We start from the raw sequence: 23,506 nt of genomic DNA, 5'->3' as shown, positions 1-23,506 counted from the left end.
AAATACTCTTTACAACTTTATGAGAACAAGAGTATTTCGAAAAAACCTCTCAAAACAAATAATTGATTTTATTATTTTTTCCTAAAATAGAAAAAATAAACATTTTTCTTAAACATAAAAATTCACCGGGAATTTACACATTGGCATTTTATAATGCTAACATAGTGAAAATTCAAAGTCAATCTTTTTTTGCTCTAATAATGTAGTACCCTTTTTTCTTTTCCATTACTTCTACTGATGTACAAAGTTCCTCTAACTTTTTAATGGCCGATGGCGCCCCTTGCTTCTTTTGAATAACAATCCACAACTCACCATTTTGTGCTAAACGATTTATACTTTCTTCAAAAATTGCATGCACAGTTCGTTTCCCCGCACGAATCGGAGGGTTTGTTAGGATCGCCGCATACGAATCTTTTTTCACTTGTTCAAATAGATTACTTTGAAAAACTGAAACATTTTGCACACCATTTACAGTCGCGTTATATCGAGCAAGTTCCACCGCCCGATTGTTCACATCGATCATATCTACATGACGATCAGGATCAGCACAAGCTATCGAAAGACCGATTGGACCATAACCACAACCGACATCAAGTATATCCCCTTCCACTTTGGGAAACAGAAACGTTTCGATTAATAGTCTTGAACCAAAATCCACTTCACCTTTTGAAAACACACCGGAATCAGAAGTGAACGTAAAAGTCATTCCTCTTAATTTGTAAGTAAAGTTGTGGGGATTACTAGCAACAGTTGGTTGTTCAGAAAAATAATGCTCACTCACAATATCGTCTCCCTTCATTAGGAAGTGTCGATCATTATCCTTGAAAATAAACGTACAAAATTTCGTTTTTAGAAGAGAAAAAGCCCGCTTAATTTTAGCGAGCTTTTCATTGTAAAGAACGTTATTACTTAACTTCTACAGAAGCGCCAACTTCTTCAAGCTTAGCTTTAAGTTCTTCTGCTTCCTCTTTAGAAACACCTTCTTTAAGAGGCTTTGGAGTGTTATCAACTAATTCTTTAGCTTCTTTTAAGCCAAGACCAGTGATTTCACGAACAACTTTAATAACTTTAATTTTTTGTCCGCCAGCACCTTCAAGGATAACATCAAATTCTGTTTTCTCAGCAGCAGCTTCGCCACCAGCAGCGCCACCCATTACTGCTACAGGTGCAGCAGCAGTTACGCCGAATTCCTCTTCGATAGCTTTAACTAAATCGTTAAGTTCAAGAACAGTCATTTCTTTAATAGCATCAATAATTTGCTCTTTAGTCATTTGTTTTTCCTCCTTATTTTTTGTTCTTATATTGTTAACAAACAAGTTTGAAATGTTCGGTTAAAATTAAGCACCTTGTTCTTCTTTTTGATCCGCAACAGCTTTTGCAGCAAGGGCAATATTGCGCATTGGAGCTTGAAGAACAGATAGTAACATAGAAAGAAGACCTTCTCGAGAAGGTAGATCCGCAATTGCCTTAACTTCTTCAGCAGTTGCAAAATTTCCTTCGATAACACCAGCTTTAATTTCTAGTGCTTCATGCTCTTTTGCAAAATCGTTTAAGATTTTCGCAGGTGCTACAACATCCTCTACACTAAACGCAATAGCGTTCGGGCCAGTAAGTGCATCATTAAGTTCTGTTAACTCAGCTTGCTCAGCTGCACGGCGAGTTAATGTGTTTTTGTACACTTTGAACTCAACGCCTGCTTCACGAAGCTTTTTACGTAGTTCCGTTACTTCAGCAACGTTAAGACCACGGTAGTCGACGATAACTGTAGAAACACTTTCACGGAATTTACCAGCAATTTCTTCAACAATCAGCTTTTTTTGTTCGATTGCGCTGCTCATTTGTTACACCTCCTGTAGTTTGAAAGTAGGGTACTTATACCGTCCGGTGCATATAAAAAACCTCCATGTGTAGACATGGAGGGATTATACAAATAAGCAAAGAACCGCTTAATCTATAAAATCACACCTCGGTAGGAAATTAAGCCAACCGGCACCTACTGTCTACGGTATAAATAAAATCTATTCAATTAAACAACATTTGTTATATTAACAAATCGCTTAAAGTTTGTCAATCATTATTTTGAAACAACAAATGATGATGCGTCAACTCTAACTCCAGGTCCCATTGTAGATGTAACTGCGACATTCTTCATATACGTACCTTTCGCAGCTGCAGGTTTCGCTTTTAATAATGTTTCATAGATTGTCGTGAAGTTTTCAACTAACTTCTCATCTTCAAAAGAAACTTTACCAATTGGTACATGGATGTTACCCGCTTTATCTACACGGTATTCGACTTTACCAGCTTTAATTTCGTTAACTGCTTTTTCAACTTCGAATGTTACCGTACCTGTTTTAGGGTTTGGCATTAATCCTTTAGGACCAAGCACACGACCCAACTTACCAACTTCTCCCATCATGTCAGGAGTTGCTACAACTACATCAAACTCAAACCAACCTTGTTGAATTTTGTTAATGTAATCAGAATCTCCAACATAGTCTGCACCAGCAGCTTCTGCTTCTTTCGCTTTCTCACCTTTTGCGAAAACTAATACACGTTGAGTTTTACCAGTTCCGTTCGGTAATACAACGGCACCACGGATTTGCTGGTCATTTTTACGAGGGTCAACCCCTAAACGGAATGCAACTTCAACTGTTGCATCAAATTTTGCAGTATTTGTCTTTTTTACTAATTCAATCGCTTCTTTAACATCATAAGCTTTAGAGCGATCTACAAGCTTTACAGCTTCAAGATATTTTTTTCCTTTTTTCGGCATTTCCTTTTTCCTCCTTATGTGGTTTTAGCGGAATAACCTCCCACGAATAAAGGTTGCGAACTTGATACAGACCAAACTCGCAACCCTAAAAAAAACGACATCACTAACGGGATTAGTCTTCTACGACAATACCCATGCTGCGCGCAGTACCTTCTACCATACGCATTGCTGCTTCAACGCTAGCTGCGTTTAAGTCAGGCATTTTTGTTTCAGCAATCTCACGTACTTTATCACGTTTGATTGTTGCAACTTTATTACGATTTGGTTCACCAGAACCTGACTCAATACCAACCGCTTTCTTTAATAGAACGGCAGCAGGTGGAGTTTTCGTAATAAATGTAAATGAACGGTCTTCGTAAACCGTAATTTCAACAGGAATAATTAAGCCAGCTTGGTCTGCTGTGCGAGCGTTGAACTCTTTACAGAATCCCATAATGTTAACACCAGCTTGACCTAATGCAGGTCCAACAGGCGGAGCTGGATTCGCTTTACCAGCAGGAATTTGTAATTTTACGATTTTCACTACTTTTTTAGCCACGAGACACACCTCCTTAAGTCCGTGATGTGGTAATAGGGCTCTAGCCCTCCCACTCATGTAACATTCATTTATGATATGAATGATCATAAAGTTAAATTTTTAAAAACGGTACGTCTCTACAGGAGAGACATACTGACTTATGACATATTATCACTTTTTCAATTTTATTTCAAGGCAGTTTTACAAAATTATAGTTTTGATACTTGTGAAAACTCTAGCTCAACCGGTGTTTCACGACCAAACATATTAACAAGAACTTTCACTTTACTTTTATCAATGTCTATTTCTTCAATTGTACCTGTGAAGTTCGCGAATGGACCATCGGTAACTTTGACTGTTTCGTTTAATTCAAAATCAAACTCCACACGGTTATCGTCCATACCCATACGCTTCAAGATAACATCTACTTCTTCAGGCAGTAAAGGTGTCGGTTTCGATCCAGAACCAGCAGAACCAACAAACCCCGTTACTCCCGGAGTATTCCGCACAACATACCAAGAGTCGTCTGTCATGACGATTTCAACTAGAACATAACCAGGGAATACTTTCTTTTTTGATACTTTTGTTTTACCATTTTTAATATCCGTTTCCTCTTCTTCAGGAACAATTACACGAAAAATTTTGTCTTGCATTCCCATTGACTCAACGCGCTTTTCTAAATTAGCTTTAACTTTATTTTCATATCCAGAGTAAGTGTGAACAACATACCAGTTCTTTTCCATATATAAGGACTCGGTCCTTCCCTCCCCAACGAATAATTAAACAATCTATTTTTCCTAAAAGTACATAGGGTAAAAATTTTCACAAGAACAAAAGCGCGAGAACTTCGCTAAAGCGGTGTACAAACTGTACCATTTCACTAGGAGATAGAGGAAACTCGAGCGACGTTTCAGTCGATGTTGAGTTATCGTACGGATGAAATGGGAAATTTGCTAGCCGCTAACGCCCGAAGCTAGACGCAACCAACTATGAACAGAGTTGTCCATATACTTAGGAACTTATAATTTCCTTAACAATTAAAAAACCCGTTAAACGGGTTCTTCCAAAGTTGAATATCTACCATTATAGCACGATTTGTAAATATTTATTCAAAAATAAAACGGATAAGTTCCGAAATTCCTAAATCAACAACCGCAAAAAAAACAGAAAGGAAGGTTACCGTTGAAATCACAATAATTGTATAACGTGTCAGTTCCTTACCTTTCGGCCAACTGACTTTTCTCATTTCTTTTGCAACATTACGAAAAAACTTTGTCAATCGCTGCATCGTGTACCTCCAAAGTCATTTTGTTTCAAGATGAGGGGTATGAGCGTTGCATGTTTTACAAAACTTTTTAATCTCTAGCCGTTCCGCAGCGTTATTTACACTCTTCATCGTTGAGTAGTTGCGGCTCCCACATTGTTTACAAGCTAACATTACTTTTTTTCGCATAATAACACCTACCGCTATTTTTCCTATTAAAATGTACCATAGCGATATTTTAGCTGTCAACGTCATTAAGTTGTTATTTCTCTCAATTCTAAATAGCGTTCCAACTTTCTCTTAACCCGCTGAAGCGCATTATCAATCGATTTGACATGTCTGTTTAACTCTTCAGAAATTTCTTGATAGGATCGTCCATCTAAGTATAAGACAAGTACTTTCCGTTCAAGATCTGAGAGTAGCTCTCCCATCTTTAATTCAATATCATCAAATTCTTCTTGATTAATAATCAATTCTTCAGGATCCATTACTTTTGCACCTGTAATAACATCCATTAACGTTCGATCTGATTCTTCATCGTAAATGGGTTTGTCCAATGAAACATAGGAGTTCAGAGGAATATGTTTTTGACGGGTTGCGGTTTTTATCGCAGTAATAATTTGGCGGGTAATACACAATTCTGCAAAAGCTTTAAAAGAAGTAAGCTTGTCCTCTTTAAAGTCTCGAATTGCTTTATATAAACCAATCATTCCTTCTTGAACAATATCTTCACGATCGGCACCAATTAAAAAATACGACCTTGCTTTTGCTCGCACAAAATTTTGATATTTTGTTATTAAAAAATCTAGTGCATCACTATCCCCCTGATGAACAAGCTCTACAATTTGCTCATCTTCAAAGCCTTTTAAAATCTTTTTTGCCATGTCCCCCTTGTTGCCTTTAACTCTCACACAGATCCCCCCGACCGGAATTAGGAAATTGTTAGAAATATTATACTTTAGAAATTCTACAAGCGTCAACCAAACATAAGTACTGAATCGCACCGATTTCATAAATATACTTCTTGCTAGCGAAAGAAAAATGTCATCTCCTGGACTTCTTATAAATAAACTTTACAAAACCTACAATCGGTATTGATCTAGTAGCTTTTATCAGCTAAAATCCAAAATGAATTGTAAAACATATCAATAATACCCCTTAGAGATTTCCCCTTCGCCACTTTTCAAATTGCTTCGCTACATCATCTGAAAGATTTATTTTTGAGTAAGGCCGTTCTTCTTTCACTTTTCTTACTTTTCTTTGAATTCGCTCTTCAATCGCTTCCATCTCAACGAGTAGCTCACGAGCAGATTTTCGCAGTGCACCTTGCGAAAAAACGGTCCACTGCTCAGTATAGTCAGAAGTAGCTACGTAAACTTTTGTTTTTACTGATAACAATTTCTTCACTAATTTTTCAATCCGCTCATCAGCCGTTTCATTTTCTCGTGTAAATATAACCTCAACACGAGCATGCTTATATTTACGTTCGTTTCCTTTTACTAAATGAGCGTCAAAAACGACCATGACTTGAAAACCCGTATAAGCCTGATACTCAGACATTTTTTCAATTAATAAATCACGAGCATGCTCTAAGTTATCATTTTTTAAAGCTTGCAGTTCTGGCCATGCTCCAATTATGTTATACCCGTCAACGAGAAGAATGTTCATCGCTACTACTCTCCTAGCGGATGGCGCTTTCGATATACTTCATACAATAACAAGCCTGCAGCTACAGATGCATTTAGGGATGTAACTTTCCCTACCATCGGTAGCTTCACTAAGAAGTCACACTTCTCTTTTACAAGTCTTCCCATACCTTTCCCTTCACTACCAATGACAAGTGCAATGGGCATATTTCCATCCAAAGTGCGGTAATCGTCTTTACCTTTTGCGTCTGTACCAACTACCCACAGTCCACGTTCCTTTAATTCTTCTAACGTACGTGCTAAATTCGTTACGCGAGCAACTGGTATATATTCAATCGCCCCAGTAGAAGCCTTTGCTACCGCTTGTGTTAAGCCAACAGACCGACGTTTAGGAATAATGATTCCATGAGCTCCAACACAATCAGCCGTTCTCATAATCGACCCTAAATTATGAGGATCTTCAATTTCGTCTAAAACGATAAAAAATGGCGGTTCTTTTCTTTCTTCTGCCCGTTTAAACAAATCGTCAAAGTCACTATATTGATAAGCGGCTACTTGTGCTGCTACACCTTGATGGTTACCAGTAAACATTTGATCTAACTTTTTCTTTGGGACAAATTGTAGCGATACACCTTTTTCTTTTGCAAGTGAAATAATTTGTTGAGCTTGTCCTTTCGTTGAGTGCTCCGCCATCCACAATTTGTGAATATCACGCTTCGAACGCAAAGCCTCTAAAACTGGATTTCTTCCAACAATATATTCTTCACTCATGTATCGTTCCTCCTTTCCTTATCTCTATCTAAAATCTCCCCTATTATTTCATTTATCCGGTTTATATCCCCCTGTAAATAAAGATAACCTAATAGCGCTTCAAACGCAGTACTATGACGATACGTTTGAACATCCGTATTTTTCGGAACGGTCCCAGACTTTGCATTTCGTCCTCTTTTTATAACGGCTATTTCTTCTTCAGAAAAAAAGTTTCTCTCCATTAGTGTCTCTAATTGAGCAGCTTGAGATTTAGCCGACACAAACGATTTTGACAGTTGATGCAATTTATTTGGCTTAACATTTCCCATTGAAAGGAGATGATGCCGTATATAAACCTCGTATACGGCATCGCCCATATAAGCAAGCGCTAAACCATTAAGCTGTTTAGCATCTTTTAACTGTTCTAATTCGAACATATTCATCCCCTTTTCCATCTTGTTCCTTGCGGTGTATCTTCTAAAATGATATTCATGTCTTTAAGCTGATCGCGAATTTGATCTGCTAACATAAAGTTCCGTTCTTTTCGAGCTTGGATACGTTGTTGAATTAATTCTTCAATTTCTTCGTCTAATAACTCTGTTTGTGCAAAAGTTACACCTAAAACGTTCCCTAATTCGTTAAACAGTGTTGTAAATGCTTTTATAACGTTTTCTGAAGTATGTTTTTCTTCTAAATAGTAATTCGCTTGTTTTGCTAAATCAAAGAGTACAGAAATACCGTTCGCTGTATTAAAGTCATCATCCATTTCTTGTATAAACTTATTGCGGTACGCATTAATTTTTTCAAGCCATTCTTCATCGTTATTCGTTAAATTCGTACTACTATTTAATCGATGCTGTAAATTCGAATAGGAAGTACGTAATCGGTCAAAGGCATTTTTTGAACTTTCAAGTAGCTCTTCCGAATAATTAATAGGATGACGATAGTGAACAGAAAGCATAAAAAATCTTAATACTTGTGGGTCATGTTTTTTGACAATTTCATGCACAAGCACGAAGTTCCCTAATGATTTGGACATTTTCTCATTGTCGATATTAATATATCCATTATGCATCCAGTATTTTGCAAACGGCTTCCCTGTGAGTGCTTCAGATTGCGCAATTTCATTTTCATGATGTGGAAATGTTAAGTCTTGCCCGCCTGCATGAATATCAATTGTATCCCCTAAATATTTTCGCGCCATCGCCGAGCATTCAATATGCCATCCTGGACGTCCTTTTCCCCAAGGACTTTCCCAATAAAGCTCACCTTCTTTTGCCGCTTTCCAAAGTGCAAAATCTAGGGGATCTTGTTTCTTCTCACCTATTTGAATTCTTGCACCTGCACGTAACTCATCAATCGATTGATGCGAAAGCTTCCCGTATCCATCGAATGACCTCGTTTTGTAATAAACATCACCGTCAGATTCATATGCGTATCCTTTATCAATTAGCGATGCGATAAATTCAATAATGATATCCATATTCTCTGTTACACGCGGATGGATATCAGCCTTGTGGCAACCAAGCGCTGTTGTATCTTCAAAATATGCTTTAATAAAACGGTCGGCAATCGTCGGGACGTCTTCACCTAGTTCATTCGCCGCTTTAATTAACTTATCATCGACATCTGTAAAGTTTGATACGTACTGAACGTCATAACCACGATATTGTAAATAGCGACGAACTGTATCATATACAATTGCAGGACGTGCATTTCCAATATGAATATAGTTATAAACCGTCGGGCCACAAACGTACATTTTGACTTTATTTTCTTCAAGCGGTATAAACGGTTCTTTTTCTCGCGATAACGTATTATAAATTTGAATGCTCATCGCACGCTCTCCTTCTCTTTCATTTTTGCTAACTCTAACTTTAGCTTCTCCAATTCCTCTTCTAACTCTTTAAATCGGTCTGCTACCGGATCTGGTAAGTCACAATGATCTAAATCTTTCTGGACTTTCATGCCATTACGGACTACCACTCTTCCTGGAATCCCAACAACTGTTGAATGATTCGGAACATCATGTAACACGACAGATCCTGCGCCAATCTTTGAATTTTCCCCTATGGTAATGGAACCGAGCACTTTTGCTCCTGTAGCGATCAACGCATTGTCTTTAATTGTCGGGTGACGCTTTCCTTTTTCCTTCCCTGTTCCTCCTAAAGTGACTCCCTGGTACACGGTAACATTATCACCAATTTCACACGTCTCACCGATGACAACGCCCATTCCATGGTCGATAAAAAATCGTCTCCCTATTTTGGCACCTGGATGTATCTCAACACCGGTAAAGAAACGGCTTATTTGCGATATCATGCGAGCTAGAAAGAATAACTTTCGTTTATACAATGCATGCGCAATTCGATGCGACCAGACTGCATGAAGTCCAGAATACGTTAAAATAACTTCTAAGTAAGAGCGAGCAGCAGGGTCTTGATCGAATATAACCTCCACATCCTCTTTTAACAGTTTAAACATTTACTCTCTCCCTCCTAATACACATGATAAAATCCCTACTGAAATCAAGTATCAACTTACGAAAATATGCAAATCCTCATAACACTGAAAAAGTGGTGATCCGATACTCTTCCTGATTCGCTCTTTTATATTTTTCTATACAAAAAAAGCACCTCTGACATACAGAGGCGCTTTGGGCGCGGTTCCACTCTGTTTAAGAAGCGATCCAAGATTACTCGCTTCTTCAACTTTACCTCATGTAACGGTGAGTCCCGCTTTTGTCTACTAAAAACTTATTTCATTCGACAAAAGACTCGAAGGGGCATTTCAGAAATATTCGAGCTTAAACCTCTTCCAGCCAAGGAGGTTTTCTCTGAAAAGCCAAATATCCTTACTTCTCCTTCTCAACGTTTTTTCGTTTCTTTATTTAATACATACTATATTACATTTTCATGAAAAAGTTAACTTGAAAGACTTTCTAATCTTGAAATAATTTTTTCTTTCCCTAAAAGTTCTATGGCAACTGGAAGTTCTGGTCCATGTGTTTGTCCTGTCGTTGCTACTCGAATTGGCATAAAGAGTTTTTTACCTTTTTGTCCTGTTGCTTTTTGCACAGCTTTAATCGATTTTTTAATATTATCTGCTGTAAACTCTTCTAACGCTTCAACTTCCTCTTTAAAAGCTTTTAATACTTCAGGAACATGTTCTTCAGCTAATACCGCTTTTGCTTCTTCATCATACTCGATTTCCTCATTAAAGAACATCTCTGTTAATTCCACAATTTCCGCCCCGAAGCTTAGCTGCTCTTGATATAAAGAGATAAGGCGAACAGCCCACTCCTTTTCACCTTCTGTCATTTGTTCTGAAACTCTTCCTTCACGAATAAGGTGTGGAAGGGCAAGGTCAACGACTTTATCTAAGTCTAGGTTTTTCAAATATTGATTATTCATCCATTTTAATTTTTGTGTATCGAACACAGCAGGTGACTTTGATAGACGTTCAGCATCAAAGATTTCAATAAATTCTTCTTTATTAAAAATTTCTTCTTCTCCAACTGGAGACCAGCCTAATAGAGCAATAAAATTAAATAGCGCCTCTGGTAAATACCCTAAATCAGCATATTGTTCAATAAATTGAATAATGCTTTCATCACGCTTACTTAACTTCTTTCGGTTTTCGTTTACAATTAATGTCATATGACCAAAAACAGGAATGTCCCATCCGAACGCTTCAAAAATCATCATTTGTTTCGGCGTGTTTGAAATATGGTCTTCTCCACGAAGGATGTGAGTCATTTTCATTAAATGGTCATCAATTGCGACAGCAAAATTATAAGTAGGGGTTCCATCTTTTTTCACGATGACAAAATCGCCAATTCCATCTGATTCAAAGGAAATATCACCTTTTACGATGTCCACCCATTTATATTCTTTCCCTTTTGGTACGCGGAAGCGAATGCTCGGTTGTCTTCCTTCTCTTTCAAATGCCTCGCGCTGTTCATCCGTTAAATGGGCACATTTCCCAGAGTATCGGGGCATCTCACTACGTGCAATTTGTTCTTCACGCTCTTTCTCAAGCTCTTCTTCTGTACAATAACACTTGTAAGCTAATCCTCTTTCAAGCAACTCATCATAATACTTTTTATATATTTCATTCCGTTCAGATTGGCGATAAGGACCGTATTCACCGCCTACATCAATACTTTCATCCCAATCAATCCCAAGCCATTTTAAATATTTTAACTGACTTTGTTCTCCCCCTTCAATGTTACGCTTTTTATCTGTATCTTCAATCCGAATAATAAACTTTCCATTTTGACTACGTGCAAATAAATAGTTAAATAATGCTGTCCGCGCATTTCCAATATGTAAATGTCCTGTTGGACTCGGGGCGTATCGTACTCTTACTTCACTGTTTGCCATGACCATTGGCACCTCCAAAGTTTTATTGTATGAAACATTCCATAGGAACAAAAGCGCAGGGCGTTCGCTACAGCGGCGTACAAACTATACCATTTCAGGGGGGATAAAGGAAACTCGGGCGACGGTTCAGTCGATGTTGACTGATGTTACGGATGAAATGGGAAGTTTGCTAGCCGCTAACGCCCAGAGCTAGACGCAACCAAATATGAACAAAATTGTTCATAGGTTGGAAATTTATAAATTCCTATACAAATAAAAAATAAATCTACAGATTTTTCACATTCGTAACTATCACATGATAGAAAGGTTCAAATTTCGATTAATGCACGATAAATTCAAAAGTTATTTTATCACCAAATACCGCTTCAATAAAGTGAAACTTCTTTCAGCGGGCGTCTCACTTCAGGAGAGCTTGAAAGATTAAGCATTCTTTTTCATAAGAAGCACAACGGCTTGCGCAGCAATTCCTTCACCACGCCCCGTAAACCCTAATTTTTCAGTTGTTGTAGCCTTTACATTCACACATTCTTCATCTGCTTCCAAAAGCTCCGCAATTCGTTTTCGTATTTGTGGTATATGTGGGGCCATTTTCGGCTTTTGGGCTATAATCGTACAATCGATATTCCCTAACATATAACCTTTTTCTTTTACAATTTCCCATACATGCATTAATAATTTGGCTGAATCTGCATCTTTAAAAGCCGGATCAGTATCTGGGAAGTGCTTTCCAATATCTCCTTCACCAACCGCTCCTAAGCAAGCATCTGCAATAGTATGTAGAAGAACATCAGCATCAGAGTGTCCTAGCAACCCTTTTTCGTAAGGGATTTCAATCCCCCCGATTATTAATGGTCTATCTTCTGCTAACTGATGAACATCAAATCCTTGTCCAATCCGAAACATTATACATCCTCTCTTTCCCTTTTCAAAATAGCTTCGGCAAAAAGCAAGTCTTCTGGTGTTGTAATTTTAATATTAAAATAATCTCCTTGTACAACGGATATTTTATGTCCTATTTGTTCGACTAAACTTGCATCATCCGTACCTAAAAAGTTGTTTTGCTTAGCTTTTTTATGCGCTTCCAATACAACAGAAAGACGAAAAGCTTGTGGGGTTTGTACAGCCCACAAGCTAGAACGATCAATTGTATCGATCACGCTGAAATCGACTACTTTTTTCACCGTATCTTTAACTGGTACTGCTAATACAGCAGCCCCATCGCGAGCAGCTATCTCCACGAGCTTTTGAATACATTCTTTTCGTATAAACGGCCTTGCCCCATCATGGATAAGAACAACACCATCATTTTTCACCTCAAGCAATCCATTAAAAACACTATATTGTCTCTCTACTCCACCTTTAACTAGTTTTCGCACCTTTTTAATGCCGTATTCAGATAGTAGAGCTGTAAAGTCGCCTCTCTCTTTTTCATTAATGACGAGAACAATTCCGTTACAATTAGGGTCTCGTTCAAACACTTTTAACGTATGAATGATAATTGGCTCAGATTCCAATTCAATAAACTGCTTATTCCTTCCTGCATTCATTCTTTTTCCTTGCCCGGCAGCAGGAATGACGACCTGATACTTCATTTTCTTTCCCCTTATAACGCTTTTTCTAATAATTTCGGCTTAGCAAAAATCATACGACCCGCTGATGTTTGTAAAACACTTGTCACTAATACATCAATATGTTTACCTATATAATCGCGACCATCCTCAACAACAATCATCGTACCGTCATCTAGATAAGCAACACCTTGATTATGTTCCTTTCCATCTTTAATGACTTGTACGTTTAATTCTTCACCTGGTAATACAATTGGCTTTACAGCATTGGCCAAATCATTAATATTTAATACTTGAACTCCTTGCAGCTCACAAACTTTATTTAAATTAAAATCATTTGTTACCACAATACCAGAAATCAATTTAGCCAGCTTCACCAATTTACTATCAACCTCTTGAATATCCTCAAAATCACCTTCATAAATTTCAACATTGATGGCGAGTTCCTTTTGAATACGATTCAAAATATCTAAACCACGCCTTCCGCGATTACGTTTAAGAACATCAGATGAGTCGGCAATATGTTGCAATTCTTCCAAAACAAATTGCGGGATAATAATGGTTCCATCTAAAAATCCCGTTTGGCAGATGTCGGCAATCCTACCATCTATAATAACACTTGTGTCTAAAATTTTTAGGCTTTTCTTGTCTTCCACTTCTTCTTCAATTGGATTTTTGCGTTTGCTCATTCTACTTGGAATCGAGAAAAAATTAATTAACTCATCCCGTTTTTTATTTCCGATTTGAAAGCCTAAGTAGCCTAAGAGGATCGTTAGGAAAATCGGTACAATATTATTGATAATAGGATAAGGAAGTGCGTTTAACGAAATGCCAATAAGATAGGCAATAATAAGACCAAATATTAATCCTAGACTACCGAATAATAAATCTGTTACAGGGGCTTTCACAAGCTTTTCTTCCATAATTTTTATCCAATTGACGACAGAATCTACTAACCAGAAGGTAGCGAAGTAAAAAATAATCGCTCCTAATAAAGCTAGTACATATGGTGTCATAATAAAAGGTATGTGTTGTAAATTTAAAAGAAATAATAATTGCGGTATAAAAAATACACCTAAAGTTCCACCGACAAATAAGAAGAACACTTGAACGATACGTTTTAACATACCTTCACCTCCCTTTCATTCATTATAAACACTTTATATCAATTCAAACGTAGATCGAAACATTTTTTCAGAAAATGTAAACATCCTGCAAAGTAGTTGTAATGCAACTTTTGTTCGACTCTTATCGATATAGCTGTATAAAAAGAGAAGTTTAGGCAATCTGTTATATGCCGCTACTTCTAGTTATATCAGTTAAATATTAAAAACAGCAAACATTTAAGATAAATGACGATTTACGCAAAATTGTTCTTGAAGACGTTTTAACCCTTCTTTAATTTTATTTGCCCGCACTTCACCTATTCCATCCACGTCATCTAGTTGTTCTACGGATGCGGATGAAATAAGTTTCAAATTTTTAAAAGAAAGCACTAAGTTTTCAATAACAAGGGGTGGTAACTTAGGTATTTTATGAAGGAGCCTGAACCCTCTTGGTGTCATTTGTGTATCTAAGCTATTCGAATAATTAAATCCAAGCAATTTTAACAATACAATGTCATCTAAAAGTTCTCGGTTTGATAACGATTGTAATTGTTTCACAATGGAAGAAGGGTTTTGCACATATTCTTTACAATAATCTTTTATCAATAGAGCCGCTTCATCCTCAATATTCGATAATAACTCTGCCATCTGAAGCCTTATTAGCTGACCTTCCGCACCTAGTTCATTTACATATGTGTTAATTTCACTTTTGATTCGAAGGACCATTTCAATTCGGTGTAATACTTGAATCACGTCATCCATTGTGACGATATCCTCAAGCTCTAACGCATTTAATTGTTGAATGGATTGATCAAGAACAGAATTGTATTTTTCTAATGTCTGAATGGCCTGATTTGCTTTCGTTAAAATAACACCGATATCACGAAGAGCATAGTGAAAATCTCCGTAATATAAAGTTATGACATTTCTCCTTTGGGATATCGCAATAACTAAACAGCCTGATTGCCGTGCCACTCGTTCTGCCGTGCGATGACGCATACCAGTCTCAGATGAAGGAGTTTTTGGATCAGGCATTAGTTGAGCATTGGCGTATAAAATTTTACTACCCGTGTCACTTAATATAATAGCACCATCCATTTTTGCTAATTCATATAAATGGGCTGCAGAAAATGGGGTATTAATATAAAAGCCTCCATCGACCATTTGTTTTACTTTTTCATTGAAACCAACGACAATGAGCCCCCCTGTTTTTGCTCGTAAAACATTTTCAATTCCTTCCCGAATAGGGGTTCCGGGTGCTACGAATCGTAATATCTCTGGTAATGTAAGCTTATACATCTTTTTATCTTTTTCATTCATTTTTTATCCCCCTAATGCAACTTGAAGTGCCTCATACACATTCTCGACACCGACAATTTCCACTCCTTTCGGCACTTGCCACCCTTCGATATTTGCTTTAGGAAGAATCACCCTTTGAAAACCTAATTTTGCCGCTTCTTGCACACGTTGTTCAATGCGAGAAACTCTTCTTACTTCTCCTGTCAACCCGACTTCACCAATGAATACATCCGTTGCTTTCGTTGATTGGTCTTTAAAACTGGATGCAATACTGAGCGCAACGGCTAAATCAATCGCAGGTTCATCCAATTTTACACCACCAGCCACTTTTATATACGCATCTTGATTTTGTAATAGAAGACCTATTCTCTTTTCTAAAACCGCCATTAATAAAGAAATACGATTATGGTCAATACCTGTTGCCATACGTCTAGGATTACCAAAACTGGTAGGAGCTATTAGCGCTTGTATTTCGACAAGTACAGGCCTTGTACCTTCCATTGAAGCAACAACGGTTGAACCCGATGCACCTTTTGATCGTTCCTCCAAAAAGATTTCAGAAGGATTTAACACTTCAGATAACCCAGCTTCTTTCATTTCAAAAATACCGATTTCATTTGTTGAACCAAAACGGTTTTTGACTGCTCGTAATATTCGGTACGTATGATGACGTTCCCCTTCAAAATACAGTACAGTATCAACCATATGCTCTAACAATCTCGGTCCTGCAATAGACCCTTCCTTCGTTACATGGCCGACAATAAAAATTGCAATGCCTTTTGTTTTAGCGATACGCATTAACTCAGCCGTACACTCACGCACTTGAGAAACACTCCCTGGTGCGGATGTAATGTCACTATGATAAACGGTTTGGATTGAGTCAATAACGACAAAAGCAGGTTTTGTTTCATCAATAGCCTTTGAAATATATTCCAAATCTGTTTCCGCTAAAACATAGAGCTTATCAGCTTTTATTCCTAAACGATCGGCACGAATTTTCGTTTGTTTAACTGATTCTTCACCTGATATATATAACACATCGTGACTAAAGCTTGCCAACTGGGAAGATACTTGTAGTAGCAACGTCGACTTTCCAATCCCCGGATCACCGCCAATTAGCACAAGTGACCCTTTGACAATCCCGCCTCCTAAAACCCGATTTAACTCTTTCAAAGACGTTTTAATTCTTGGTTCTTGCACTGTTTCAATCGAATTAATAGAGGTTGGCTTACTGACAGCTGTAGGCTCCGAATGTGCAAACGCAACTCGACGTCCAGTAGATTTTTTTACAACTTCTTCTGACATCGTATTCCATGCTCCACAACCAGGACATTTCCCCATCCATTTCGGCGATTCATAACCACATGATTGACAGATAAATTTAGACTTTTGCTTTGCCATTAAAAGTGTCCCCTCTACATTATTAAAATACCGCTTAAAATGCTTTTTTATGAATAATAATTATAAGTTATTGCTATTATTTGTTGAAAAAGAGGCATACGTTTTGTATGTATGCCCCTCTCATCGGTTGTTATTTAACTTTTTCAGCAGGGCGAACAATAAACTCTCCTGCATCAACATCAAGTATAACTTTTCGACCTTTTTCAATCGTTCCTCTTAGCAACTCTTCGGATAGGCGGTCTTCAATATTTTTCTGAATGGCGCGGCGTAACGGTCTTGCCCCGTATTCCGGATCAAATCCTTCTTGTGCTAATTTATCTTTTGCAGCTTCTGTTAATTCAAGCTCGATATCTTGTTCTTTTAATCGTTTTGTTAGTTCGTCCGTCATTAACATGGCAATCTCTTTTAAATGTTGTTGTTCAAGGGAGTGGAAGACAATAATTTCATCAATTCGGTTTAAAAATTCTGGACGAAAGGCTTTCTTTAATTCTGTCATAACTTTCCCTTTCATGTCCTTATAATCTTTACCCTCATCCTGAACATTAAATCCAACGTATTTGTTACGTTTTAACTCGCTCGCACCGACGTTGGATGTCATGATTAATACTGTATTTCGAAAGTCAACAGTACGTCCCTTTGAGTCCGTTAAGCGACCATCCTCTAATACTTGAAGTAAAATATTGAACACATCTGGATGGGCTTTTTCAATTTCATCTAAAAGGACAACTGAATACGGTTTCCGACGAACCTTTTCAGTTAACTGGCCTCCCTCTTCATATCCTACATAACCTGGAGGAGATCCAACGAGTCTTGACGTTGAGTGTTTTTCCATGTACTCAGACATATCAATACGAATCATAGCATCTTCATCACCGAACATAGCCTCTGCTAAAGCACGTGCAAGCTCTGTCTTCCCAACACCTGTTGGACCTAAAAAGATAAATGAGCCAATTGGGCGCTTCGGATCTTTCAGCCCCGCTCTTGCACGGCGGACTGCTTTTGCCACTGCAACAACAGCCTCATCTTGACCAATCACACGATCATGTAAAATCGTTTCAAGATTTAACAGCTTTTCCGTCTCCGTTTGAGCAAGCTTGCTTACTGGAACTCCCGTCCAATTGGAAACAACTAGTGCTATATCTTCCACAGTCACTTCCGAGTTTTCTTGGCCCTGCTTTTCTTTCCATACCTTTTTCGTCTCTTCAAGCTGTTCACGTAAACGTTGTTCTGAGTCTCTTAATGAAGCAGCTTTTTCGAATTCTTGACTTTGCACGGCTGCATCCTTTTCTTTTCGTACTTCTTCTAACTGATTCTCTAACTCTTTTAAATTCGGCGGTGTTGTAAAGGAACGAAGACGCACTTTTGAACCTGCTTCGTCAATTAAATCAATCGCTTTATCCGGCAGGAAGCGATCGGAAATATAGCGGTCAGATAATTTCACCGCTGCTTCAATTGCGTCATCGGAAATAGAAACACGGTGATGTGCTTCGTATCGATCACGTAACCCCTTCAAGATTTGAATACTCTCATCTGCCGTTGGCTCATCGACTTGAATAGGTTGGAAACGACGTTCGAGCGCTGCATCCTTCTCAATATATTTGCGGTATTCATCTAATGTTGTCGCACCGATACATTGTAATTCCCCACGTGCTAAAGCTGGTTTTAAAATATTCGATGCATCAATCGCACCTTCTGCACCACCTGCTCCAATTAATGTATGCAATTCATCAATGAACAAGATAATATTTCCGGCTTGTCGAATCTCATCCATGACCTTTTTCAAACGATCTTCAAACTCTCCACGATATTTCGTCCCAGCTACAACCGTTCCCATATCTAATGTCATAACACGTTTATCTCGTAATATTTCTGGAACTTCGTTATTAACTATTTGTTGAGCTAGTCCTTCTGCGATAGCAGTTTTTCCAACACCAGGTTCCCCGATTAAAACAGGGTTATTCTTTGTTCTCCGACTTAACACTTCAATAACACGCTGGATTTCTTTGCTACGTCCAATAACCGGATCTAGACCACCTTCACGAGCAACTGACGTTAAATCACGAGCTAAGCTATCAAGCGTTGGTGTATTCGCATTATTCATAGAGCTGCCTTGATGACCGGAAGAAGACTCATTACTTCCTAACAATTGAAGAACTTGTTGACGTGCTTTATTTAAACTTACACCAAGGTTATTTAATACACGAGCAGCCACACCTTCACCTTCACGAATAAGACCTAATAAAATATGTTCCGTTCCAACATAGGAGTGACCAAGTTTTCTCGCTTCGTCCATCGATAATTCAATGACTTTTTTTGCACGAGGCGTGTAGTGAATCGTTTGTGATATTTCTTGACCTCTTCCAATCAAACTTTCGACTTCTGTTTGTATTTTATCCGGGCTCAAGCCTAGAGCTTGTAAAGCTTTTGCAGCGATACCTTCCCCTTCACGAACGAGCCCAAGTAAAATATGTTCCGTTCCAATATTATTATGACCTAAACGAACTGCTTCCTCCTGTGCAAGTGCTAACACTTTCTGAGCGCGTTCTGTAAATCTTCCAAACATCATTTTTCTTCATCCTCCCATCTTTTATTTTTCTCTAATTGGAGTCGTTCACGTATGACTGTCGCTCGGCGGACATCACGTTCTTCTGGACGAAGTGCACCACCTGAATACTGTTGTAAAAACCCTGGTTGTATGAGAATCATTAACTCATTTAAAATGTTTCGAGATAAATGCTCTATAATACCTAAATCAATGCCTAATCGTACATCTGATAAACATTGAATGGCTTCCTTCGAATGAATAATACGACTATGAGATAGCGTTCCAAGTGAGCGGTACACTCGATCTTCAAGTTGAATTTGATTCGTTTTATATATCGCCTCCCGAGCTGCCCTTTCCTGGGTAATTAATTGATAGACGACACTAATTAAATCTTCGACAATATCCTCTTCAGATTTACCTAATGTCATTTGATTAGAAATTTGAAATATATTACCTAATGCTTCGCTACCTTCCCCGTAAATTCCTCTAACAACTAAACCTAATTGATTAATCGCTGGAATAATTCGATTAATTTGTTGAGTTAATACAAGGGCAGGCAAGTGCATCATAACAGAAGCTCTTAAGCCTGTTCCGACATTTGTTGGACAGCTTGTTAAATACCCTAATTGCTCATCATAGGCGTAATCTATTTCATTCTCAATCAAATCATCTAGACCATTCGCAACATTTAATGCTTCTTTTAATTGGAAACCCGGCAGCAAGCATTGGATTCGAATATGGTCTTCTTCGTTAATCATAATGCTAACATTCTCTTTTTGGGATAGTAGAACTCCACCATATATCGAATCTTCGACTAATGAAGGACTGATAAGATGCTTTTCAACAAGCACTCTTTTTTCAATTGGCTGTAGTTCATGCATCTTTAACAATGCAAGTTCACCAATCCCGTTTAGGCTTTTATTTGAAAATGTTTCTTCAAACATGCCGATGATATTAATTGCTTCTTCATTTGAGAATATCGTTGGGTATCGATATTGCTCTAAATTTCTTGCTAAGCGAATACGACTACTTAACACGATATCTGAATCTGGGCCTTCCTGATTCATCCAAGCGCTCATACTTGAGTTAATGAAATTTTTCAATTCCACCTTTACATTCCCTCCTCACTTGGACCATCTAACTTCGCTTCTAAATAACGAATTTCATCACGAATTTCAGCTGCTTTTTCAAACTCTTCTAACGAGATTAATTCACTTAATTGTTCTTTTAACTGAGCAACTTTTTTTCGTAGGTGTGCTGTTCCACCAATTCGTTTTGGCACTTTCCCAGCATGAACAGTATTACCACTATGAACACGTCTAAGTAATGGATTTAGTTGTTGCTTAAACGTTTTATAGCAATTTGAACAACCGAAGCGACCAATTTTCGTAAATTGAGAATAAGTCATTTTACATTGATGACATTGAAGCACATTGTGATTCTGAAAAAGCGTTTGACTTTTATTAGCCAATGGCGAATCGATATTTAATAACCCAGAAAGCAAATTATTAACGGAGAAACCAGAATTAGAAAACATCATGTCTCCTTTCTCTTTCGCACAATGTTCACAAACATGTACTTCTGTCTTTTCACCATTCACTACTTTTGTGAAATGAAACGTCGCCGGTCTTTCATTACATTCCTGACAAATCATCATTTCACCACCCTATTTATATTTCAACGAGGTTAACATCGCATGAATCATTCTTGCTCTTAGCTCATCCCTCTCTGGAATATCTATATAAATAACAGAGCGATCAATAACACTTAACATGATTTTGGCTTCTCTTTCAGAAATTACCTCTTCTTCTACAAGCCGAATAATAATATCTTCTGCAGCAGCTTGAGATAGCCGATTTCCAACTAAAGATAAAATTTGATTGATGAGCTGAGTTTGATCATTTGCTTTAACTTTAATGATTCGGATATATCCTCCGCCACCTCTTTTACTCTCTACAATATATCCCCGTTCTACTGTAAAACGTGTATTAATGACATAATTTATTTGAGAAGGAACACATTGAAATTTATCAGCAATTTCACTCCGTTTAATTTCAACAACCTCTTTTTCACTCATATCAAGCACTTTCTTTAAATATTGCTCAATAATATCCGATATATTTCTCACTCAGCCCTCCTCCTCGCATTGACTTTGACTATATTTGACCTTATTTTAACTATAATTGCATATTAAAATTTTTTCAACATATTTGCTTTTTCTATTTAGCACAACTCAAGAAATCATCTATTTCAACAAACTCTCCAAACGCCTCACTCATAATATTTCCATTATCACTGTTTAAAAAACCTTTTCTACACCATTTACTTTCGTTATTTGGTCAATTAATGATAATACTTCACTTTTTTCCTTTAAGGTAACTTTTATCACATAATGAAGCATTACCTCTTCATTATTTTTATTTCGCTTTCTGTTCGTTAAATTAATTCTATCAACTGTTACCTTCATCGATTCAAGTTTATACACAAATTTATTTAGTTCACCCTCATGTAATACGGCTTTGATCAATCGTTCATTTGATTTTTTTAAAATAATGGACTCCATTTTATTTAGAAAAATTAGGCTAAGTAAGACTATAATGGTAACAAAAACAGCTAAAACATACATACCAGAACCTATAACGAGACCTAATCCAGCAACGACCCATATCGATGCAGCAGTTGTTAAACCTCTAACAGTGGCCCCTTTTACTAAAATAGTCCCAGCCCCAAGAAATCCTATCCCGCTAATGACATAAGACGGTATCCTTGCAGGATCATACTGAATTTGATTACTGCTTTCTATATATTCATTAAAACCATATAAAGATAAGAGCATCATTAAACATGACCCTACTCCAACTAATAAATGAGTACGAAATCCAGCAGGATGTCGTTTTGCTTCACGTTCAAGACCAATAAACCCACTTAAAAGAGCTGCCACTACAAGCCTTAACAGCATGATTTCCCATTCATGAAACATACGATTCACCTCTTCTTCATTTAATAATAGTAGGACAAAGAATGTCATAACGAACAAAATTACTAACGCCTTGCACACCTGCGATAAACAAGAATTTTTGACCTAGGGGAGACGTAAACCAACTATTAACAAAGTTATTCACACAATGTAAATTGAGTTTCGTATTAACTGGACAAAAATGATTATGTAATAAGAATGTTAGTAAATACATTCATTTTCACTACCTTATTGATAGCCATCATTAAAGCTACGTTGGAGTTATTGGAAAAGCAATAAATTATGAGAGTTATTATATAAAGGCTCTTTTAAAGAAGTTTATGCTAAAAATTCATCGTTTATTTCAGAGTGCTTTAGTGGGAGGCTATAAATTATGAAGGGGAAAAATTCATATTCTTTACTCAAAATAAAAAATAGGAATTATAAAACCTAATAAATACGAGGAGACACAAATACAAATGATAACTGACATATCTTTTCATAACATTAAACAAAATTATTTGGACATTATGATTAAAAACGGTTCATCACCGTAACTTGGGGGTGACATAAAATCCATAACTTTGTTGTCCATTGCAAACAGCTATTTTATATTCACAATTGAAAAAAAATAGGGAAATTGAGATAAGTACATATCCTATAGAAATTATCAACCCCACCTTTTGGTGATGAGCCATAAAAACGGCTTTTTCACTGTTTTTGTGTAGGTTAAGTATAGTTTGGAGGACGTTTTTGCGCGAACATTGAGGATAATTGCACCACTTTCCGTAACAATTGCACGAATCCCAAGCTTAATTGCACGAACTTCAAAATTATTGCACCACTTATCATGTATTTGCACATTTAATGGTGTAATTGAACTTCATATCCATTAATTGCACCAGATTTTCTTTTATTGCACCGATGTTTAAAAACACAAAAAAAGAACAGCTTTTGCTGTTCTTCGTTTGCCTGGCAGCGTCCTACTCTCACAGGGATTACTCCCAACTACCATTGGCGCTGAAGAGCTTAACTTCCGTGTTCGGCATGGGAACGGGTGTGACCTCTTCGCTATCGCCACCAGACCTATGTTTTACGGCTTTCGATGAGCGGCGCATTTCGTTGTCACCTTCAGTCGTCGGCATCCTCACGTACGGATGTACGCTCCGGTACCTCCTCCTTCGGTTCCTAGAACTGCTTGCTCCTCAAAACCCTTTTCGCTTGTATGAAAGTCTTAAAAGAGAACATTATTCTCTCAAAACTAGATAACACGTTTCACTGAAATCTATTCAT

General features: G+C 37.4%; 25 protein-coding genes, 1 rRNA gene and 2 other annotated features. All 26 genes read right to left on the bottom strand.

The window, feature by feature from the left end; genetic code table 11:
• Positions 1–178 precede the first annotated feature (178 nt).
• Positions 179–781 (bottom strand): class I SAM-dependent methyltransferase, encoded by a 603-nt coding sequence (locus MLD65_RS13390; protein WP_243292375.1) that lies wholly within the window; start codon positions 779–781, stop codon positions 179–181.
• A 124-nt stretch (positions 782–905) separates the two neighbouring features.
• Positions 906–1,271, bottom strand: coding sequence for a 50S ribosomal protein L7/L12 (gene rplL / locus MLD65_RS13385; protein WP_243292374.1), 366 nt, complete (start codon positions 1,269–1,271; stop codon positions 906–908).
• A gap of 66 nt (positions 1,272–1,337) precedes the next feature.
• The gene (gene rplJ / locus MLD65_RS13380) at positions 1,338–1,838 is read right to left on the bottom strand and encodes a 50S ribosomal protein L10 (protein WP_243292373.1); all 501 of its coding nucleotides are present in this window, start codon (positions 1,836–1,838) and stop codon (positions 1,338–1,340) included.
• Between the two features lie 45 nt (positions 1,839–1,883).
• Positions 1,884–2,024 (bottom strand) — a sequence feature (ribosomal protein L10 leader region).
• A 50-nt stretch (positions 2,025–2,074) separates the two neighbouring features.
• Positions 2,075–2,776, bottom strand: a complete 702-nt coding sequence (gene rplA, locus MLD65_RS13375) for a 50S ribosomal protein L1 (RefSeq protein ID WP_243292372.1) — start codon at positions 2,774–2,776, stop codon at positions 2,075–2,077.
• A 112-nt stretch (positions 2,777–2,888) separates the two neighbouring features.
• A complete protein-coding gene (gene rplK, locus MLD65_RS13370; protein ID WP_243292371.1) occupies positions 2,889–3,314 on the bottom strand; it encodes a 50S ribosomal protein L11 in 426 nt (141 codons plus the stop codon).
• Positions 3,315–3,502: 188 nt separating this feature from the next.
• A complete protein-coding gene (gene nusG / locus MLD65_RS13365; RefSeq protein ID WP_243292370.1) occupies positions 3,503–4,036 on the bottom strand; it encodes a transcription termination/antitermination protein NusG in 534 nt (177 codons plus the stop codon).
• 362 nt (positions 4,037–4,398) lie between these two features.
• Positions 4,399–4,581 carry a preprotein translocase subunit SecE gene (gene secE, locus MLD65_RS13360; RefSeq protein WP_243292369.1) on the bottom strand — a complete coding sequence of 61 codons (183 nt, stop codon included), beginning with the start codon at positions 4,579–4,581 and terminating at the stop codon, positions 4,399–4,401.
• A 15-nt stretch (positions 4,582–4,596) separates the two neighbouring features.
• Entirely contained in the window at positions 4,597–4,746 is a 150-nt protein-coding gene (gene rpmG / locus MLD65_RS13355; protein ID WP_243292368.1) for a 50S ribosomal protein L33, read from the bottom strand.
• 65 nt (positions 4,747–4,811) lie between these two features.
• Positions 4,812–5,441 (bottom strand): RNA polymerase sporulation sigma factor SigH, encoded by a 630-nt coding sequence (gene sigH / locus MLD65_RS13350; RefSeq protein ID WP_243292367.1) that lies wholly within the window; start codon positions 5,439–5,441, stop codon positions 4,812–4,814.
• Between the two features lie 274 nt (positions 5,442–5,715).
• Positions 5,716–6,225, bottom strand: a complete 510-nt coding sequence (locus tag MLD65_RS13345) for an NYN domain-containing protein (RefSeq protein WP_243292366.1) — start codon at positions 6,223–6,225, stop codon at positions 5,716–5,718.
• A gap of 5 nt (positions 6,226–6,230) precedes the next feature.
• Complete coding sequence (gene rlmB, locus MLD65_RS13340; RefSeq protein ID WP_243292365.1) at positions 6,231–6,974, bottom strand: 23S rRNA (guanosine(2251)-2'-O)-methyltransferase RlmB; 744 nt, start codon at positions 6,972–6,974, stop codon at positions 6,231–6,233.
• Positions 6,971–7,390 (bottom strand): Mini-ribonuclease 3, encoded by a 420-nt coding sequence (locus MLD65_RS13335; protein ID WP_243292364.1) that lies wholly within the window; start codon positions 7,388–7,390, stop codon positions 6,971–6,973. The genes rlmB and MLD65_RS13335 overlap by 4 nt, the downstream gene beginning before the upstream one ends.
• A gap of 2 nt (positions 7,391–7,392) precedes the next feature.
• On the bottom strand, positions 7,393–8,790 hold the full coding sequence (gene cysS, locus MLD65_RS13330; RefSeq protein WP_243292363.1) for a cysteine--tRNA ligase: 1,398 nt from the start codon (positions 8,788–8,790) through the stop codon (positions 7,393–7,395).
• Complete coding sequence (cysE, locus tag MLD65_RS13325; RefSeq protein WP_243292362.1) at positions 8,787–9,437, bottom strand: serine O-acetyltransferase; 651 nt, start codon at positions 9,435–9,437, stop codon at positions 8,787–8,789. The genes cysS and cysE overlap by 4 nt, the downstream gene beginning before the upstream one ends.
• 160 nt (positions 9,438–9,597) lie before the next feature.
• Positions 9,598–9,833 (bottom strand) — a binding site (T-box leader).
• 44 nt (positions 9,834–9,877) lie between these two features.
• Complete coding sequence (gene gltX, locus MLD65_RS13320) at positions 9,878–11,338, bottom strand: glutamate--tRNA ligase (protein WP_243292429.1); 1,461 nt, start codon at positions 11,336–11,338, stop codon at positions 9,878–9,880.
• Positions 11,339–11,758: 420 nt separating this feature from the next.
• A complete protein-coding gene (gene ispF, locus MLD65_RS13315; RefSeq protein ID WP_243292361.1) occupies positions 11,759–12,241 on the bottom strand; it encodes a 2-C-methyl-D-erythritol 2,4-cyclodiphosphate synthase in 483 nt (160 codons plus the stop codon).
• Positions 12,241–12,930, bottom strand: coding sequence for a 2-C-methyl-D-erythritol 4-phosphate cytidylyltransferase (gene ispD / locus MLD65_RS13310; RefSeq protein ID WP_243292360.1), 690 nt, complete (start codon positions 12,928–12,930; stop codon positions 12,241–12,243). Before ispD ends, ispF begins: the two co-directional genes overlap by 1 nt.
• Positions 12,931–12,941: 11 nt before the next feature.
• Positions 12,942–14,033 (bottom strand): PIN/TRAM domain-containing protein, encoded by a 1,092-nt coding sequence (locus tag MLD65_RS13305; protein WP_243292359.1) that lies wholly within the window; start codon positions 14,031–14,033, stop codon positions 12,942–12,944.
• A 216-nt stretch (positions 14,034–14,249) separates the two neighbouring features.
• Positions 14,250–15,332 (bottom strand): DNA integrity scanning diadenylate cyclase DisA, encoded by a 1,083-nt coding sequence (disA, locus tag MLD65_RS13300; protein ID WP_243292358.1) that lies wholly within the window; start codon positions 15,330–15,332, stop codon positions 14,250–14,252.
• 3 nt (positions 15,333–15,335) lie between these two features.
• Positions 15,336–16,712 carry a DNA repair protein RadA gene (radA, locus tag MLD65_RS13295; protein WP_243292357.1) on the bottom strand — a complete coding sequence of 459 codons (1,377 nt, stop codon included), beginning with the start codon at positions 16,710–16,712 and terminating at the stop codon, positions 15,336–15,338.
• Between the two features lie 130 nt (positions 16,713–16,842).
• On the bottom strand, positions 16,843–19,278 hold the full coding sequence (gene clpC / locus MLD65_RS13290; protein WP_243292356.1) for an ATP-dependent protease ATP-binding subunit ClpC: 2,436 nt from the start codon (positions 19,276–19,278) through the stop codon (positions 16,843–16,845).
• Positions 19,275–20,366 (bottom strand): protein-arginine kinase McsB, encoded by a 1,092-nt coding sequence (mcsB, locus tag MLD65_RS13285; protein WP_243292355.1) that lies wholly within the window; start codon positions 20,364–20,366, stop codon positions 19,275–19,277. The genes clpC and mcsB overlap by 4 nt, the downstream gene beginning before the upstream one ends.
• Positions 20,367–20,368: 2 nt before the next feature.
• Positions 20,369–20,911, bottom strand: coding sequence for a protein-arginine kinase activator protein McsA (mcsA, locus tag MLD65_RS13280; RefSeq protein WP_243292428.1), 543 nt, complete (start codon positions 20,909–20,911; stop codon positions 20,369–20,371).
• A gap of 12 nt (positions 20,912–20,923) precedes the next feature.
• The gene (locus MLD65_RS13275; protein WP_347709303.1) at positions 20,924–21,385 is read right to left on the bottom strand and encodes a CtsR family transcriptional regulator; all 462 of its coding nucleotides are present in this window, start codon (positions 21,383–21,385) and stop codon (positions 20,924–20,926) included.
• Between the two features lie 171 nt (positions 21,386–21,556).
• A complete protein-coding gene (locus MLD65_RS13270; protein WP_243292354.1) occupies positions 21,557–22,237 on the bottom strand; it encodes an MgtC/SapB family protein in 681 nt (226 codons plus the stop codon).
• A gap of 946 nt (positions 22,238–23,183) precedes the next feature.
• A 5S ribosomal RNA gene (gene rrf / locus MLD65_RS13265) occupies positions 23,184–23,298 on the bottom strand.
• Positions 23,299–23,506 lie beyond the last annotated feature (208 nt).

The sequence above is a fragment of the Bacillus sp. FJAT-47783 genome, from assembly GCF_022808615.1.
Classification (GTDB): domain Bacteria; phylum Bacillota; class Bacilli; order Bacillales; family Aeribacillaceae; genus Bacillus_BZ.
The sequence above is the reverse complement of the archived record's forward strand: the minus strand, read 5'-3'. Positions and strand labels throughout refer to the sequence as shown.